General features: G+C 49.2%; 10 protein-coding genes. 2 read left to right on the top strand and 8 right to left on the bottom strand.

Annotated features, from left to right (window positions below):
- Positions 1-12: 12 nt before the first annotated feature.
- Positions 13-1287 (top strand): chloride channel protein, encoded by a 1275-nt coding sequence (locus LZG94_RS05425; RefSeq protein ID WP_233790912.1) that lies wholly within the window; start codon positions 13-15, stop codon positions 1285-1287.
- Between the two features lie 34 nt (positions 1288-1321).
- Here LZG94_RS05425 and LZG94_RS05420 read toward each other — a convergent pair whose 3' ends face one another.
- From LZG94_RS05420 to LZG94_RS05410, 3 genes are all read right to left on the bottom strand, one after another.
- Positions 1322-2551 carry an RNA polymerase sigma factor gene (locus tag LZG94_RS05420; protein WP_233790911.1) on the bottom strand — a complete coding sequence of 410 codons (1230 nt, stop codon included), beginning with the start codon at positions 2549-2551 and terminating at the stop codon, positions 1322-1324.
- A gap of 1 nt (position 2552) precedes the next feature.
- The gene (locus tag LZG94_RS05415) at positions 2553-2894 is read right to left on the bottom strand and encodes a YciI family protein (RefSeq protein WP_233790910.1); all 342 of its coding nucleotides are present in this window, start codon (positions 2892-2894) and stop codon (positions 2553-2555) included.
- Between the two features lie 61 nt (positions 2895-2955).
- Positions 2956-3408, bottom strand: a complete 453-nt coding sequence (locus LZG94_RS05410; RefSeq protein ID WP_233790909.1) for a carboxymuconolactone decarboxylase family protein — start codon at positions 3406-3408, stop codon at positions 2956-2958.
- Positions 3409-3614: 206 nt separating this feature from the next.
- Between LZG94_RS05410 and LZG94_RS05405 the strand changes: the two genes are divergently transcribed.
- Positions 3615-4001 carry a type II toxin-antitoxin system HigA family antitoxin gene (locus LZG94_RS05405; RefSeq protein WP_233790908.1) on the top strand — a complete coding sequence of 129 codons (387 nt, stop codon included), beginning with the start codon at positions 3615-3617 and terminating at the stop codon, positions 3999-4001.
- Positions 4002-4079: 78 nt separating this feature from the next.
- On the opposite strand, the gene LZG94_RS05400 is transcribed toward LZG94_RS05405, so the two are convergent.
- The 5 genes from LZG94_RS05400 to LZG94_RS05380 all read right to left on the bottom strand — a co-directional run bounded on the left by LZG94_RS05400 (position 4080) and on the right by LZG94_RS05380 (position 16281).
- Positions 4080-5573, bottom strand: coding sequence for a RagB/SusD family nutrient uptake outer membrane protein (locus LZG94_RS05400; RefSeq protein ID WP_233790907.1), 1494 nt, complete (start codon positions 5571-5573; stop codon positions 4080-4082).
- Between the two features lie 13 nt (positions 5574-5586).
- Positions 5587-8601 carry a SusC/RagA family TonB-linked outer membrane protein gene (locus LZG94_RS05395; RefSeq protein WP_233790906.1) on the bottom strand — a complete coding sequence of 1005 codons (3015 nt, stop codon included), beginning with the start codon at positions 8599-8601 and terminating at the stop codon, positions 5587-5589.
- 384 nt (positions 8602-8985) lie between these two features.
- On the bottom strand, positions 8986-11460 hold the full coding sequence (locus tag LZG94_RS05390; protein WP_233790905.1) for a hypothetical protein: 2475 nt from the start codon (positions 11458-11460) through the stop codon (positions 8986-8988).
- Positions 11461-11518: 58 nt separating this feature from the next.
- The gene (locus LZG94_RS05385; protein ID WP_233790904.1) at positions 11519-13195 is read right to left on the bottom strand and encodes a RagB/SusD family nutrient uptake outer membrane protein; all 1677 of its coding nucleotides are present in this window, start codon (positions 13193-13195) and stop codon (positions 11519-11521) included.
- A gap of 23 nt (positions 13196-13218) precedes the next feature.
- Entirely contained in the window at positions 13219-16281 is a 3063-nt protein-coding gene (locus LZG94_RS05380; RefSeq protein WP_233790903.1) for a TonB-dependent receptor, read from the bottom strand.
- Positions 16282-16357: the final 76 nt, after the last annotated feature.

Raw genomic sequence — 16357 nt, 5'->3', positions numbered from 1 at the left:
AGTTAATTAATCATGACTTTACATTCTTACCAGATCAAAAAATCGCGGCGCGTCGCAGCCGTTCTCTTTGCCGCTTCCATCACGGGCGTATTATCTGCACTGATCGCCGACACGCTAAAAGTCGCCACTGAACACTACGAAGAGCTTTTTATCGAAAGCATTCACCACAGACCTTACCTGATTTTCATACTTCCTTTTATCGGTCTGGCAACAATTTACGTGCTGAGGCACTTTTTGTTCCGGAATAAAGCCAACAAAGGGATCAAAGAAGTGATGGACACGATCAACAAAGACGCGCACATGCTGCCGGCTTACAAAATTCCGTCGCATTATTTCAATGGTTTGCTAACTGTTGTTTTTGGAGGTTCCACGGGCATTGAAGTATCCACGGTCGTTTCCACAGCGGCGATCGGCGCCTTGTCGTCGCGGAAGGCGAGCTTCTTGAAAAAGTACCGCACGGACCTGATCTGCTCGGGCCTCGCAGCCGGACTTACCGCACTTTTCAATGCACCGCTTGCCGGTTTCCTGTTCGCATTTGAGGTTTTCACGAAACGCCGGAGTAAGCTGCACCACGTCAGTGTAGTCACTGCAATCGTCACTTCCTGGCTGATCACGCACTTTTTATTTTACAAACCCCTATTCCAGTTCAATATCAAAGCCTGGCATATTCAGGCGCTTCCTTATATGGTTTTGCTTGCTGTTCTGGCGGGATTGAATGCGGTGTACCTTACCAAATGTGTATTGTTCTTCAAGAAGCTTTTCGGTTCTTTTAAAAATGATATGGTCAAAATTGCAGTAGGCTCGCTGTCAATCTCGGCGCTCGTTTTTATGTTTCCCGGATTGTATGGAGAAGGGTATGCGGGAATCAAAACGGCAATTGCGACCACTAATCTCACTTCGCTCACCCTAATACTCCCGCTGCTGATCGTGATGTTACTCAAACCCGTCGCTACTTCGGTGACGCTCGGCGCGGGCGGTGATGGCGGCGTTTTTGCGCCCAGCCTTTTTATAGGTGCATTTCTGGGCCTGATTGTAAGCCACATTCTCAACATGTACTTTCACCTGGGACTGATCCCGATCAATTTTGTAGTGATTGGAATGGCAGCTGTATTGAGCGGAAGCATTCACGCCCCGTTTACAGCTATTTTTCTGGCCTGCGCCATCGCCGACAGCTACGTGCTTTTTGTACCGATCGTAGTAGCCTGCCTTATTTCAAGATGGGTTGCAGGTCTGATCCTACCCTATTCGGTATACAGTTACCAGCCAGCGGTGCGGCCGTTACCCTGATTTTAAGCCTTTAACATATACTTTAATAGTTTGATCAGATGGGCGGTGCGCTAACCCGCTCCATATTTCTCCGGATCAGTGACTTCTCAGAGTCGGTAGCCGCCAGAGCGAGCGCTGATTCAAAATGCTGCAACGCTCTTTCATTATCCAGTCCGGAATACAAATGCCCGAGCAGTGAAAAATAGAAATGATTATCTGTCAGTTGCAGTTTTTCCGCCTCCGTAATCGCCTGTTCCTTCCCCCGACTTTTGCTTACCGCAAATGTCCGGTTCAATGCGGCGATCGGTGAATATTCGAGGATTAGCAGGTTGTTGTATAGTTGGAGAATACTTTCCCATTTATGCTGCGTATCTTCTTTTTGAGTGTGCCAAAATGCGATTCCAGCTTCCAGGTGATATTTTGACACTTCACTTCCGGTGGAAGCTTTGATCAGAAAATCCTTCCCGAGCACGATCAGCTCCTGATTCCAGCGGGTTTCGTCCTGATCTTCATACAAAACAATCTCGCCGCTTTCATCCAGCCGGGCGTCGAAACGCGAGGAGTGAAAGCACATGAGCGAAAGCAATGCATTCGCGGCAGGCGTATTGGTAGTGGGATTGTCAAGTAGCAGGGAAGTGAGCCGCATTGCCTCAGCGCAGAGGTCTTTCCGCAAAGTTGTATTCTGACTTTGGGAATAATAACCTTCGGAAAAAAGCAGGTACAAAGTCGTGAGTACCGTTTCCAGCCTGCTGTTGATCTCCGAAAGTGTCGGCTGCTCGATGCGGATATTCGCTTCTTTCAGCTTTTGTTTGGCGCGTTCAAGTCTTTTATAAACGACCGTTTTGTTCGTCAAAAACGCATCGGCAATCTCCTGCACACCGAATCCGCAAAGCAAGTTCAATGCAAGCGAAATCTGAGATTCCGCAGAAATAGCCGGATTACAAACCGCAAAGATCATCGCCAGCTGACTATCCGCAATATTCTTGGTCGACAGATCAATCTCGATCTCCTCAAAAGTTTCAGCAGTATACCTGATCTCCGCAGCCAGTTTTTTCTCAAAAAGCGAATTGCGTTTCAGGTGATTTTTTGTCTTGTTCTTCGCTACCGTATACAGCCAGGCAACCGGATTTTCTGGAACCCCATTCATTCCCCAATGCTCGGTAGCCGACAAAAAAGTGTCACTAACAATATCTTCGGCGACCTCAACATGCTCGATACCAAACAAATAACAGAGCACCCCAACAATGTTGCGGTACTCTGTGCGGAAAAGGTGCGGGAGGAGCATGTTAACCCACCACCATTCTAACCTCTACCGACGCGCCCCACTCTAATACCGGGCAGCCTTTGGCAATTTCTACGGCGTCATCGTAGTTTTCGGCGCGAATGAAGAACAGGCCGCCGATCGATTCTTTAATCTCTGCGAAAGGTCCGTTCAGCACGGTATTGTCTTTTTTCACAACCCTACCGTCGAGGTCCCAGCGCTTTGGTGGGGCTACCAGCTTGTTTTGAGCTGCGATGCTGCCGATCCAGTCCTGGAAAGGTTTGATAGAAGCCTGCATTTGTTCGGGCGACGGACTTGCGTCTTTGCTTTTCAGGTCACGATGGATCGCTATCAGGAATTCGTTCATCTTCTTGTGATTATAGTATTTAAATAAATTGACTTTTCTAATAGTTGCGCTATCTGCAATATCAACCAAACTGACCTACCTGATAACTACCAACTTCTCCCGGAAACGAAATATTCAGGCGGTTCCAGGTATTGATATTCGTTACTACCATCGTCAGATCGATCAGTTCCTCGTCTGAAAACTGCTGCTTTACTTGTTGGTAAACCGCATCCGGCACCTCGCATTTAGTCACTGCTTCCGCCCACGCAAATGCGGCTCTTTCGCGGTCGGTGTAATACGGTGCCTCGCGCCACGCGCTCAGGCCGTACAGGCGCTGTTCAGTCTCCCCTTTTGCGCGGGAATCTTTGTAATGCATATCAAGACAGTATGCGCACTGGTTGATCTGCGACACCCGAAATACGACCAGCTCGCGCAAAGGCAGCTCGATCGCAGATTTGTGAAGATAGCCTCCCATACCGAAAAGCGCTTTCAATGCATTTTTTCCTTTTTCCTGAAGATTCAATCTTGCTTCCATTTTGTATTAGATTTTAACGTTTAAAAACCAATGACAACCGGAAATCCGGGATTAGACAAAGTCTGGGGAAAAATTCGGATATTTTTTACTTTGAAAATTAAAATTCGTTGCTAAATATAGATCGGTATATATTCGGAATATGACAGTAAAACGCCCTGAGCGTGTAAATCACGCTATTCTTCCAACCAACCAAAAATTTAGCATTCATGAGCACTGTACCAGTAACCCCCTTAAAAACTGCATTAGACTACCGGAATGCCCTTAATCGCATCGACGCATTACTTATCCTAAATCCTCCTCCTTTTTCTGAACTGGATGATGAGCTGGATGTTTTGAGCACATTGGTGCATGCCTATGAACAAACGCACCATGCCATACTATATCCGGATCCGATTGACGCAATTAAATATCTGATGGAAGAAAATGGCTGGAAAAATAAAGATCTGGAACAGTACATAGGTCCAAAGTCACGCGTGTCTGAGATACTTAACCGGAAGCGGTACTTTACCTTACAGCAAATTCATAACCTTCACAAACACCTAGGGTTACCGCTGGAAATCTTTATCAATGAGAAAATGCCTGCCATACAGTAAGGCAGCAATTTATCCCAAAAACAAAACAGCAGATAGGAAAAACCCTACCTGCTGTCCGATCAACTTAAACCGAATATATTATGGGTTTTGCACCAGGTTTTTGTTCTGGTCCACTTCGTTTTGAGGGATAAAGAACACTACCCGCGGGTCGGTCGGCAATATCGTCTGGTTCACATTCGTGGTCGGTGTATTGTTTTGCGAATGCGTGCCGGGATAGTTTCGTACCATCGGGCGGTTGTTGCGGAAGAGGTCGTAAATGCGGTGACCTTCAAACGCAAGTTCCAGGAAACGCTCTTCCAGCACCACGTCCAGTACCGTTTTTCCAGCCAGATTTCCAGCAGTATATAACGCAGCTCCGGTCAGCCCGGCGCGGGTACGGATCAGGTTCACGTCGGCCAGGGCGGCGGCGGTATTGTTCAGTTTTGCATTTGCCTCCGCACGTACCAGGTACATATCGGCAAGGCGCAGGTACACCGGCGACGAGGCATTGATTACATTATCCTGCAAAGTGTATTTGTTGATATAATACATCGGCGTAGCAGGTGTCAGCTTTTTGTTCGTCTGCAACTCTCCGTTTAGTACATAAGGTGTCACAAACGATTTCCGCAGGTCTTCCGGGTGCTTGCCCAGGAAGTCGATATACTTTTGCGAAGCATACAATTCCGCCCAGCCGCTCACACCCTGCGCAAGTGGCGCACCCGAACGATCAGAACTGATGTACATACTGCTGATCTCCGCAATCTGCACACTCGTGTGGCGAACAGCGAATATCGTTTCTGTATTGTTTTCCGGTACCAGCTTGAAATAGTTAGGGTAGTTGGAAGAAGAAAGCAGCGTATATCTGCCGCTATCGATCACCAGGTTTGCGTATTTCAATGCATTCTGATTATCACCTTTAAACAAATACACCTTCGCCAGCAGCGCATAAGCCACTTCTTTGGAAGCGTAGATATTCGTCTTTTTCACTGTCATGAGGTCGGCTGCGGCGAGCAGGTCGGCGATCACGAAATCGTAAACTTCCTTCACCGACGAACGCGGCAATGCAGTCGCTTCACTGTCGCTCAGTCCGTCGCGCAGAATCGGCACACCCGGGTTGTTACCTTCATTCTGAGGGTAAGGCCTGCCAAACATCCGCACCATATTGAAATGCGCCATCGCACGCAGGTATAGGTTCTCCCCTTTCAGTTGTTTCAACTCGGCAGAAGCGTCATTTGCAACAAAACTAATCACCTTATTCGTCGCCGCGATGATCTTGTAGCACTGGCTCCAATAGGCTGTCGCATGGGATGAAGTATTGATGTGGGTATATCTGTAAATCCGCGTGAAATCATTACCCGATATCTGCCCCTGGGCGATCTCATCGCTCGGGTACTCCATCATAATGTGGCCCGTGTACACATAAGGTGATTTGTTCAGAAACGCGTAGGTCCCGATCGTCACAGTCTGCACGTCCGACTCGCTCGCGAGCGCAGTCGTTTCATCGATATTGGTAGTAGGATCGAAATATTGTTCGCAGGACAGCATCGACACCAATCCAAGTGCCAATACCAGTTTTGATTTTATGAATTTCATAGTGGCTGAGCTATTACAATGTGAAATTGACACCAAAAAGCAATTTTCTGCTGATCGGATATTTGATACTCGAAGCACCCGGGGTATCCTCAAATGAGAAAGAAGCCTCCGGATCCGGACCTGTGAACTTGGTTCCTGTCCAAAGGTTATCCGCACTCACGAAGATATTGGCGCGTGCAAATCCAATGCGCTTGATGGTATTCACCGGGATATTATAGCCCAGGCGCACGTTACGAAGGCGGATGTAACTTCCGTTTTCCAGGTACCGCGTCGAAGACTGGTTGGAATCCTTGTTACCGCCCACGATCGGCTTCGGGTGCGTGGCAATATCGCCCGGCTTCTCCCAGCGGGAATATTGACTCGGCAGTACCATCTGGTTGTAGCTTTCGTACAAACCGTCGTTATCAAAATAAACGCGGCTTTCATTGTAAACCCAGTTACCAGACACGAAATTGAAGAATGCAGAGAGTGTAAACCCTTTGTAACCCAACGTGTTGGTCAATCCACCTGTAAAATCAGGGTTGGTAGATTTACCTGTAAACTGCCGGGACTGTGCGGTTTGAACTGTGCTGTAAGCATTTGTGAGCTCCTTGGTCACATTTCCATTTGCATCAGTCACGAGCTTTTCCCACTGCGGATCGCCGTTTTCAGGATTCACACCTGCCCAGACCGGCATATTGAATTCACCCATATCGTGGCCGGCTGCAAGCGGCAGGCGGTTACCAGGACGGAAAGTGGCTGCGCCGCCGCTGAGTTCAAGGATCTTGTTGCGGTTGAAGGCCATATTGAAATTGGTCTCCCACGTCAGCTGCTTTCCTGTGATATTATTCGAAGTAAGGCTGAATTCAACCCCGCGGTTGCGGACAGAACCTGCATTTACCCAAACATAACTGTAACCCGTAGTCGCCGTCAATGGTCGCTGGTAAAGCAGATCTTCCGATTTTTTGTTGTAGATATCCACGGCCAGATCGACCCGGTTCCACAAACTGATATCAAATCCAAGGTTCGAAGCGCGGATCTTTTCCCACGTCAGGTCAGGATTTCCTTTCTGAAAAGGCTGCGCACCCGGCACACCTGCATAACTGGCCGACTGTGAAATCGTGTACAAGCCCAGTGACGCGAAATTCGGAATAGCGGCATTTCCTACTGTTCCGTGACTCAAACGTAATTTTGCAAAAGTCAATACCTTATTGTTTTTCAAAAATTCCTCATTACTCAATACCCAGGAAGCACCCAGCTGGAAGAAGTTGGCCGTCGAATTATTTTTCCCGAACAAAGAAGAAAATTCATTCACGAGCGAACCGACCAGGAAGTACCGGTTGTCATAATTGTAGTCAGCCTGGCCGAGGAATTTGCGGAATGCAACCTGCTCATTGTAGCTGGTCGGCGAAACGAGAATATCTGTCGCAACCGACAAAACGTCCTGCCCAGCCGGTAACCCTTTACCTGAAGTTGTATTGAATTCGTTGAAAGAAGTTTCTGCTTCCGCAACGCTCAGCAAAGTCAGGCTGTGCTTACCGAATTCCTCTGAATACCGGATCCGGTTGGAAGTCAGCAGGCGGTAATTATTGTTATTGTTATTGTAAAGTTCTCCACCATTTGCCCCGCCCTGCTTGGTCCGGCGGTCATAATAAGTAGCGCCCGATCCGTTTCCGAAATTGGCCCTGTTATAGCTGGAAAGCGTGATCTTGTCCGTGAGGTCGTAATCAAGGTTCACATCCAGGCTGGTTCTCAAGCTTCTTGCATTCGCGAAATTGTACTGGATCGAATGCAGAAAGTTCTCACGGTCGCGGCCGAGCCAGTTTGGATAAGAGCGACCGTCGGTAGGTACGCCGTTATCATAAGCCGGATCATACGGAAGGTTGGTATAAGCATCGTACAAAGTATTACTGTTCTGATAGTTATCCCTCGTGTATTGCGCATTGAAAAGTACCGCCGCCGCCAGTTTGTTGGTCAGCTGCGATTTCAGGTTGGTGCGGAAGTTGAAGCCGGTTTTATCGTTCTCAACCACCGTTCCCTGCTCTTTGTAGTAGTTACCCGAAACGTAGAAGGTCGTTTTGTCCGAACCACCAGAGATAGAAACGTTGTGGTTGTTCACAAATGCGGTACGGAAAGCTTCGTTCCACCAGTTGGTATTGGTCCGCAACACGGATTCGTTCCTCGGATTGAAAGTGCTGTGAAAATCAAACAGTTCCTGGGAATCCATCAGGCGAAAATTACCAGTTGTCGCCTTGGCCCAGCCGAATGTATTGTTGAAATTGATCTCCGTTTTACCCGCCTTACCCATTTTGGTATTGACGATAATAACGCCGTTTGCCGCGCGTGAACCGTACAAACCGGTCGCTGCCACATCTTTCAGTACCGTTACGCTTTCCACGTCGACCGGATTATAACTACCATCAATATTACCGTCGACCACGTAAAGCGGCGAGCTGTTTGCTGAAATCGTACCGGATCCGCGGATCACGACCCTGGCCGGACTGGTAGGATCTCCCGAATTCGTGGAAACCACAACCCCCGGTGCCTTACCCTGCAACAGGTTGGGCAGTTCGTTGGAAGTCACATCGCGCAGCTTCTGGCTGCTGATCGTCGAAACCGAACTAGACAGGTACCGCGCCTTTTTGGCCGAATACCCCACTACCACCACCTCGTCCAAACCTTTTGCATCCGATTCGAGGACGATATCCAGATTGGTGGCGGTGTCCACAACCACTTCTTTGGTTGCATATCCGATAAAGCTGAAAATGAGCGTGGTGCCCGGATTTGTCAGGTTAATGGTGAATGCGCCGTCAATATCTGTCGTGGTTCCTTTGTTGGTCCCCTTTTCTACAATACTAACCCCCGGCAAAGCTTCATTTTCACTGGAAACGACTTTCCCCGTAACCGTATATTCTGCCAATCCGGCCCGTTTTCTCACATTGTGATCGGGTGAAAAGGCGACAGCGCTTTCCAATCCGTTTGCCAGCGAAAGCGTCGCAAAAAGGGAAAGCCTGATTAAAAATTTGTATTGATTTCGCATAGTTGACATTATTGTGCTGTTAACTAAAAATCGTGTAAGAGTTTAGAATAAGTAAATCATGCATGCTGCTTTTTGAACATGCCGGCCCTCCCGCGCGAACTTGTCCCTGATGAAGTTTTGATTTTTACATGAATAGCTATTTTATATTGCGATATCTCTTGTGTAACCGGTGGTAATAGTAATAAAATTTTCTAAAACTTAACTTTTAAAGAATATTATTTTAACATTCACTTAAAAGGTTCTTTTATTATTCACATAGCAGTTACGTAAAATACAAAAAGTGTGCACGTGCACACTTTTTACCTGCCCGACCGGGCGCTATTTAAAATTTGATTATATCAACTCAGTTTCATCCTCAGATATGGTGTTAATTAAAGATCACAAAAAGGAAAATTAACGATAAACCAGCTCAGTGGTCGCTTCGCAGGACTTGTCTGTTTTGAACCGGATCCATCTCGCTGCAAAAGCCGCTGGAAATTCAAAGTCAAGCGATTTTCCCGGCTCTACGGTGAAAGTCTTGTATTCCATCCAGGGACCATTTCCAACCGGGTCTGCTTCCAGCGTGAAAGTGACTGCCGAAGTTGCATTATGCGACAAAGTCATTTTCTTCTTATCATAAAATCCGATCAGGTACGGGTCTGAGGCTTCGTTTGCATTCACCTTCGCGTTTTTCCACGGACCGCCGTGACCGGTAGGTTTGCCCAGTTTCCAGAGATCATCGATCGCTCCGGCCCAAACCGCCGCTTTTTTATCATTTGAAACGATAATGTGCTTATTAGCAGCAGCTTTATCCGCGTCAAGTCCGGTCATCACGAGCAGCCCGCGGTAGGAAGCATAATCGTTGATCCGGAAATTATGAGAAGAAACCGGCCTGATCTTGGCATAACCGTCTGCATTTTCAGCAGGCAGTTCATAAAAGGTACCGTGGCAATTGAACAGGTCGCGCTCGGTCGCTACTTCGCGGCAAATGCGCAATGCAGCCTGGTCGGTAAGCCCTGTAAAGGCTTCGTTTCCAAGGGGTAGCCGCCACCGGCGACCTTTGTCATCTACAACCAATACCGAAGATGCATCCACTGTCACCACTTTCTGCGGGATAGCGAATTTCGTTTTTACAAAATCCAGTGTCTTCTGATCCTCTTTCCGAACCAGTTTCATATCCGCGTCCAACTCGTAATAACCTACTTCTCTGGCCTTGCCGCCTTCATAGTCTCTGGCAGCCAGCGCCAATGCGCGGCGGTCGTCGCCAAGTCCGTAAATAAGCCCGGCGGTCGATTTGCCGGTAGTCGCCTGTGTTAAACCATTGAAAATTGCATCCGGGCTGGTGGTACGTTTGTCGTCGGTAGAATAGTAAAAGTGCGCCGACACATTTGTCGCTTTGCCCGACTTAATGCGCACCCACTCCCCTTTTTCGGCATTTGTAAAATCAATACGCTGTGAAGATTTGGGCTTAATAGAAACCGATTTTAATGCAGACCAGCTACCATTTCCCTGCCGATCAGCTTCCAATGCAAAACTCACCTCGGTATCCCCGTTATTCTGGATCCAAACCGACCTGTGCGGCCAGCCGGCGAATAGCATAGGGTCCGAAACGTCGCCCGCATTCACAGATTCTTTCAGCCACACAGATCCCTCGGCCGTATTCGGGCCAAGCTGATCGGGCAGATTTAGTGAAGTGAACCACAAATTTGAATTCGATTGTCCGGGACCTTCAATCACGCCTTTTGCTTTTCTTTTGTTCAAAAATTCGCGTTGTGCCGAATCATCACAACCAAACACCAGCTGGTCATTCCAGCGCGTATAATCGCCGATCACTTTCAGGTACGACGAGCGCGGACGGATTCCTGCCGAATTTTTTGAAGTAAACTTTCCAGGAAACTGCCAGAACATTCCGTGCATCGTCATCAGGTAATCGGACTTGGCAGCAGTACCTACGTCGCGGATGCGCGGCCACTCTGTGTTCCAGCCGTGTGCGCCGTCGTACGAGTGACTGGCTTTTGGAAGGCGGTAAAAAGTCCATTTATTATTGTCCCTAACTCCCAAAAGCACCGACTTATGATCCCAGCCCGTAGCCCAGATCGGGTCGGTTTCAGGATTTTTATTTCCGTAAATGCCGCCGGGCCCCGTTACTTCCACGAATTGGTTGCGACGAACTACTTTCCAGTCTTTCCCGTCCCATTCCGCGAGCACACCCGATTCAATATCAAAATCGATTTCCGCCCGCTTTCCGGGCTCGCCGTTATTGGAATAAACCGCCACGCCCTGCCCGGAATAAAACCCTTTTCCGTGCGTTCCGGGCAGCAACCCTTTGAACTGATAGGTAGATTTGTCCGCTGCTTTGGCACGGTCAATGTTCCCATCTTCGTACAGCATGGTCGGTTTCAGCGTGGCTACATCAACTTCATAAAAACCCTCCTCCATTGTCCCGTAAAGGATTTTTTTGGTTGGATCTGTCAAATGTCTCGCATTGCCGGTGTGCCTGCCGGGCATTGCTTTGTACGGGATCACGCGCACTTTCGATTTGTCATCTATAGCGTAAGGCCCGATAAAAAGCTGCTTGCTTTCCGAGTGGATCATCCGGTTGGCCGGGGTACCTCCGATACTGCCCGGGAATACAGTTTGTTTCAGATCTGCACTCACCTCATACAATTTATCCGAAGAACCAAACGGTAAATGCGGGCCGTAAGTAATCACCCAAAGCTTTCCCGCCCAGGGTACCACCGCGCCCGTGCCGCATTCGCCCTCCTTGTTGTACATGGCCAAATGAGGATAAATGCCACTGAAAGACGATTTGTTTGGGGTTTGCGCTTTTGCAAATTGGCCACACAGGACCAGCCACCCCAGCAGGGTCAGAAGCGAATACTTTTTCATTAAAAAACGATTGTTAAGCCCTTAAAAAAAAAGGAATATTGGTAATAGGAAAAATAAATTAGTAGCCTGGATTCTGCGTCACATTGGTATTCACGCGCCGCTCCACAGCGGGTATTGGCCAGAGGTATTGTCTGCTTTTGTCAAAGCTCCGCTGCGCGAGCACTTTCACGTCGGTACCGAATCCTGAATAATCAGGAATGCCGTCAGCATCAAGCGGCGTTACGCCCGGAAATGGCCATTTCGCACGATTTTGAGCGGCGGGATCAGGCAGGCCGATCACTGGTTTTGTGAGTACCTTTTCAGCCAGCTGCCAGCGGATCAGGTCCATGTAGCGCAAGCCTTCACGTGGGAACTCCACGCGCCTTTCTCTCCGCAATAGCTGCCGCAATGCATTTGCATTGGTACCTGTTACGGCAGGGTAAGACTTTGTTTCCGCCGCACTCACGCCATAAGCCCGCGCGCGAACCTGGTTGATCGCATCTGCCACGCTAGCATCAATTTCACTGAGCTCGATCTTCGCTTCCGCGTAGGTGAGCAGGATTTCGGCGTAGCGCACGATGATCAGATCGTTGTCTTCCACGCGCCGGTCGGCCCAGGTCTGGTCGATGCCTTTTTTCCATAACAACCCGGTGAAACTCGCGAACGCAGCTACTGCACGGGTATCCTTGTTCTGTACCTTCCTGTTTTCCTTTGCGCTAAATACCAGTAAGGAATCCGGATGAGGCGTATAATTGTAGCCAAGCCATTGCGTATTGAACTCGACGATACTGGCAGTCAGCCGTGGGTCCCGGTTTTTAAACGGAGCCAGCGGATTGTAAAGCGGCGATTCGTCAATGGGTTTTCCGTCAATGCATTCGTAAGCATCCATCAGCTCACGCGTAGGAAGCTGCGCGCCAAAGCCGCCTGCATTTCTTGAAATATTATCCTGCACATAAGCCGCCGCACCGAAAACCTGCTGACTCTCGTCCCGGGGAATGCTGATGATCAGTTCGCTGCTGGATTCTCCCGCTTTTGTAAAAAGCTGCGAATAGCCTGGATGCAGCTTATATCCGGCTGCCGATTCCATGATGGCTTTCGAAGCGTCGCGGGCAATATCCCATTTACCCAGATACAAAGCAGTACGCGCCTTGATCGCCAAAGCAGCCCCTTTCGTCAACCGTTTCGTTTCCGCGGCGGCGTAGCTTTCGGGTAAATTGGTAGCTGCAAAATCCAGCTCGGCCAACACGAATGTGAAAATTTCATCCCGCCCTGTGCGCTGTACCGAATAGGAAGCTTCGAGCGCCAGCGGCTCGGTGAGCAACGGAACGTCGCCAAAATGGGTGATCAGCCGGGAATACTGGTAGGCACGGATCAGACGCATTTCAGCTTCCAGCCGGGTCATGATCGACGCAGGCGTAGTAGCTGCCGCGCGGTCTTTATTGGCCAGAAATGAATTGGCGCGGGCAATTGCTTTGTATGCATTCAGCCAGAAAGTCTGCACAGCGGCGTCGTCCGCGTTCATCGTGCCGCCGATCACTGCATTCGTCAGCTGGCCGCGGTGCCATTCATTGTCGCTGAAAAGCTCGTTGTCGTTCGACCAGAAAGTAGCGCGGTACAGGTCGTTCACGGCCAATTCCAGTTCAGTTTGATTGGAGTAAAAAGTACCGGTCGAAGCTTCCGACAAAGGGTTAAGGTCGAGCGTGTGGCAGGCTGAAAGTCCCACCGCCACGAGAAAAGTCAATGCTATTTTTTTCATGAGAATAAGTGCTTTCCTGTTAATTAAAATCGGATGGTTGCGCCCGCCATCAGCGTGGTCACGATCGGGTACGCGTAGCTTGTAGACGATTCAGGATCGACGTATTTCGGGAATTTGCTGAATGAAAGCACATCGTTGGCAGACACGTAAAGCCGTAATCCCTGCACGCCAGCCCGCTTCAACAAAGTTTGGGGCAACGTGTAACCCAACGTCAGATTTTTCACCCGGAAATATCCGCCATTGAGCAGCCAGTAATCCGAAAGCGCATAGTTGGCTGCATTGGAAGTCCGTGAAAGACGTGGATAAGTCGCCCGCAGATTTTGCGCAGCATCGTTATTCAAACTCCAAAACTTACCCACCATTTCGGAAGGCATATTGCCAAATGCTTCTGCAAAAGGCTGGGTAATATCACTGTTGAGCCGCGAAAGCTTCTTGCCAACACCCTGAAATGAGATCCCGAAATCGAAACCTTCGTAATCCAGGCGCAGGTTACCGCCGTACAGATAACGCGGCAGCGCGCCGCCCAGCAGCACTTTATCGTCGGTCGTGATCTTGCCGTCTTTGTTCACGTCCACGTACCGAACGTCGCCGGGTTTGGTAGTTACATTCAGCACGGGGGCGCCGGTAATCTCGTCCTGGCTTTGAAAAAGACCATTTGACAAATACCCGAACCATTCGTTGTATTCGCTGCCGTTCCGGATGATCTGGTCGCCGCGGAATTCGGTACCGCGCAGGTCGCCGACTGTGGATTTGGCGTCGGACAAATTAGCCGCCACCGAATAGCCCAGCTTGTTGATCTTGTCGCGCCAAGAAGCTTCAAACTCCCAGCCGTGCACATTGAGCGTACCTGCATTCTGGTTGGGCTTGTCGTAACCGAGGTATAATGGAATGTCGAGCGGGAGGAGAATATCGGTCGTATTTTTCTTGTAATAATCTGCGGCAACTGTCAGGCGATCGTTCAAGAAAGCGGCGTCGAGCCCGAAATCGAGCGTCTGGCTGGTTTCCCAGGAAATGTTTTCAACCGCATAAACCTGCTGTCCGCCGCCGGTAAGTGGTATCACGCTTCCATTCTGGTAAAATAGCGCAGTTGTGAAATCGACGGTTGCCAGGTAAGGATAATAGGCTGGATTGTTGTCTTTATTTAGCAGCCGCTCATTTCCGGCCGCCCCCCACGAGCCCCTCACTTTCAGGAAAGAGAGCCAGGTATTATTTTTCAAAAAGCTTTCCTCCGAAATTGTCCACCCGGCTGATAAAGAAGGATAAACAGCGCGGCGATAAGCCGCTGCAAAACGAGAAGAGAGGTCCGAGCGCAGGTTTCCCTGGATGAAATATTTGCTCTTGTAATTGTATTGCAATCTCCCGAAAAAAGAATGCAGCCCCGATTCATTTGCCAAACCCGAATTGTCGCGCAGCTCGGTGGAGCCGGAATTGAGGTATGGAAAATCGGTCAGTGCAAAGCCGCTTCTTGACGCGGTCAGGTTTTCCAACGAGCGGTAGTTTTCTTCAAATCCGGCAAGAATATCAATGGTATGCCCGCCGTTCAGCTCTTTCACATAATTGGCGAGCAGCTGTCCGTTCATGCTTAAACCCTCCGTTCGGCCTTCGGTCAAAATAGTCCGCGCCTGGTTCACGACCGTGCTCGGTGTTCCGTCCGGGTTCGTGTAGCGTATTTGTTTGGAGAAGTATTTATTTTTATCAAGATCAAAAACAGGGGCTACCAATGCAGTTACCGTCAGACCGTCCACCGGTTTGTAGTTAAAAGAAACCCGCCCTCCGATCTGATTTTCGAGTGACCTGGTAAATCCGCCGTCGCGCACCTTGGCCAGCGGATTTCGCCCGTCTTTACCAAATGCCACACGACCGTCGGAATACACATCATCATAAATAGGCGGCATTACCCGGCCTTCGTAGATCGGGTTGAAATCATTGCTCGGCAGCTCGTTTGCGTTGCCTTTGTTAGCTGTCCTTTTGTAAAAAACATCCAGGTTAACAGCGATTTTCTTACTTACCTGCAAATCGTTATTGACCCGGAACAAATAGCGGTCGAAAGATCTGTTATCGTAAAAAGCCCCGGATTTAGAGTAACCCAGCGAAGCCTTGGTTTTGATCTTGTCAGTACCCATTGTGAATACCAGATCGTGGCGCTGGCGGGGCGCATTTTTGCGCGTGATCAGTGCTTTTTGCCAGTCGGTATTCGGAAATTCGTCTGGATTTGCGCGGTTATTTTCCAGATAAGAATCTATAAATGGCTGCGCAAAGGGGCCGGTACTGGCGCCATCGTTGGTAGTCTGTTCATTGAAATACCGCATATAATCCTGCACACCCACATACTCCGGCATGGCGGTAGCGCGCTGCACACCGTATTCATAAGTGTATTCCAGGCTTCCCTGCCCGCTTTTCGCCCTTTTTGTAGTAACCAAAATTACTCCCGCAGCTCCCCTCGAACCATAAATCGCTGCCGATGCCGCATCTTTTAATACCGTGATATTTTCCACGTCGCCGGGATTCACATTATCAATGCTGCTTACGGGCACGCCGTCGACGATCACGAGCGGATTATTAGTACCAATTGTTGTGATACCCCGGATCAGAATGTTGGAGCTGGCTCCCGGTGCGCCGCTGCTGCGTGTAACCGAAACGCCGGCAATACTACCCTGCAATGCTTCGGAAACCTGGATAGTCTGCCTGCCTGCGACTTCTTTGGAACCAATTGAAGAAATGGCCCCGGTCAGATCCTTTTTCCTTTGCGTACCATAACCGACCACGACTACCTCTGACAATGCATTGTCTTCGGACTTCATGGAAACGTCCAGGGTCGATTGTCCCGTGGGGGAAACTTCCTGGCTCTGGTAACCTACAAATGAAAAAGTAATCGTGACCGGGCCCTGGTCAGGAATAGCCAGCTTATATACACCGTTGGCGTCGGTGACGGTACCACGCTGGGTACCTTTGATGACGATGCTCACGCCGGGAAGTTCCGTTGCGGCTTCGTCAGTAACTTTGCCGGTAATTTCACGGGTTTGCGCCATTGCGGGAACAAGCCAGAGAAGTACCAGGACAAAACTCAGTAGAGCTTTTTGTCGCATATTTTTCAGATATTTAGGTTTAGTGCAAAATCGGAACGTCGACTTCGCTTTGGAATAAATTTGAGTTACCAAATAT

Source organism: Dyadobacter sp. CY343 (assembly GCF_021390335.1).
Classification (GTDB): domain Bacteria; phylum Bacteroidota; class Bacteroidia; order Cytophagales; family Spirosomataceae; genus Dyadobacter.
This window is presented reverse-complemented; position numbering and strand designations above follow the sequence as displayed.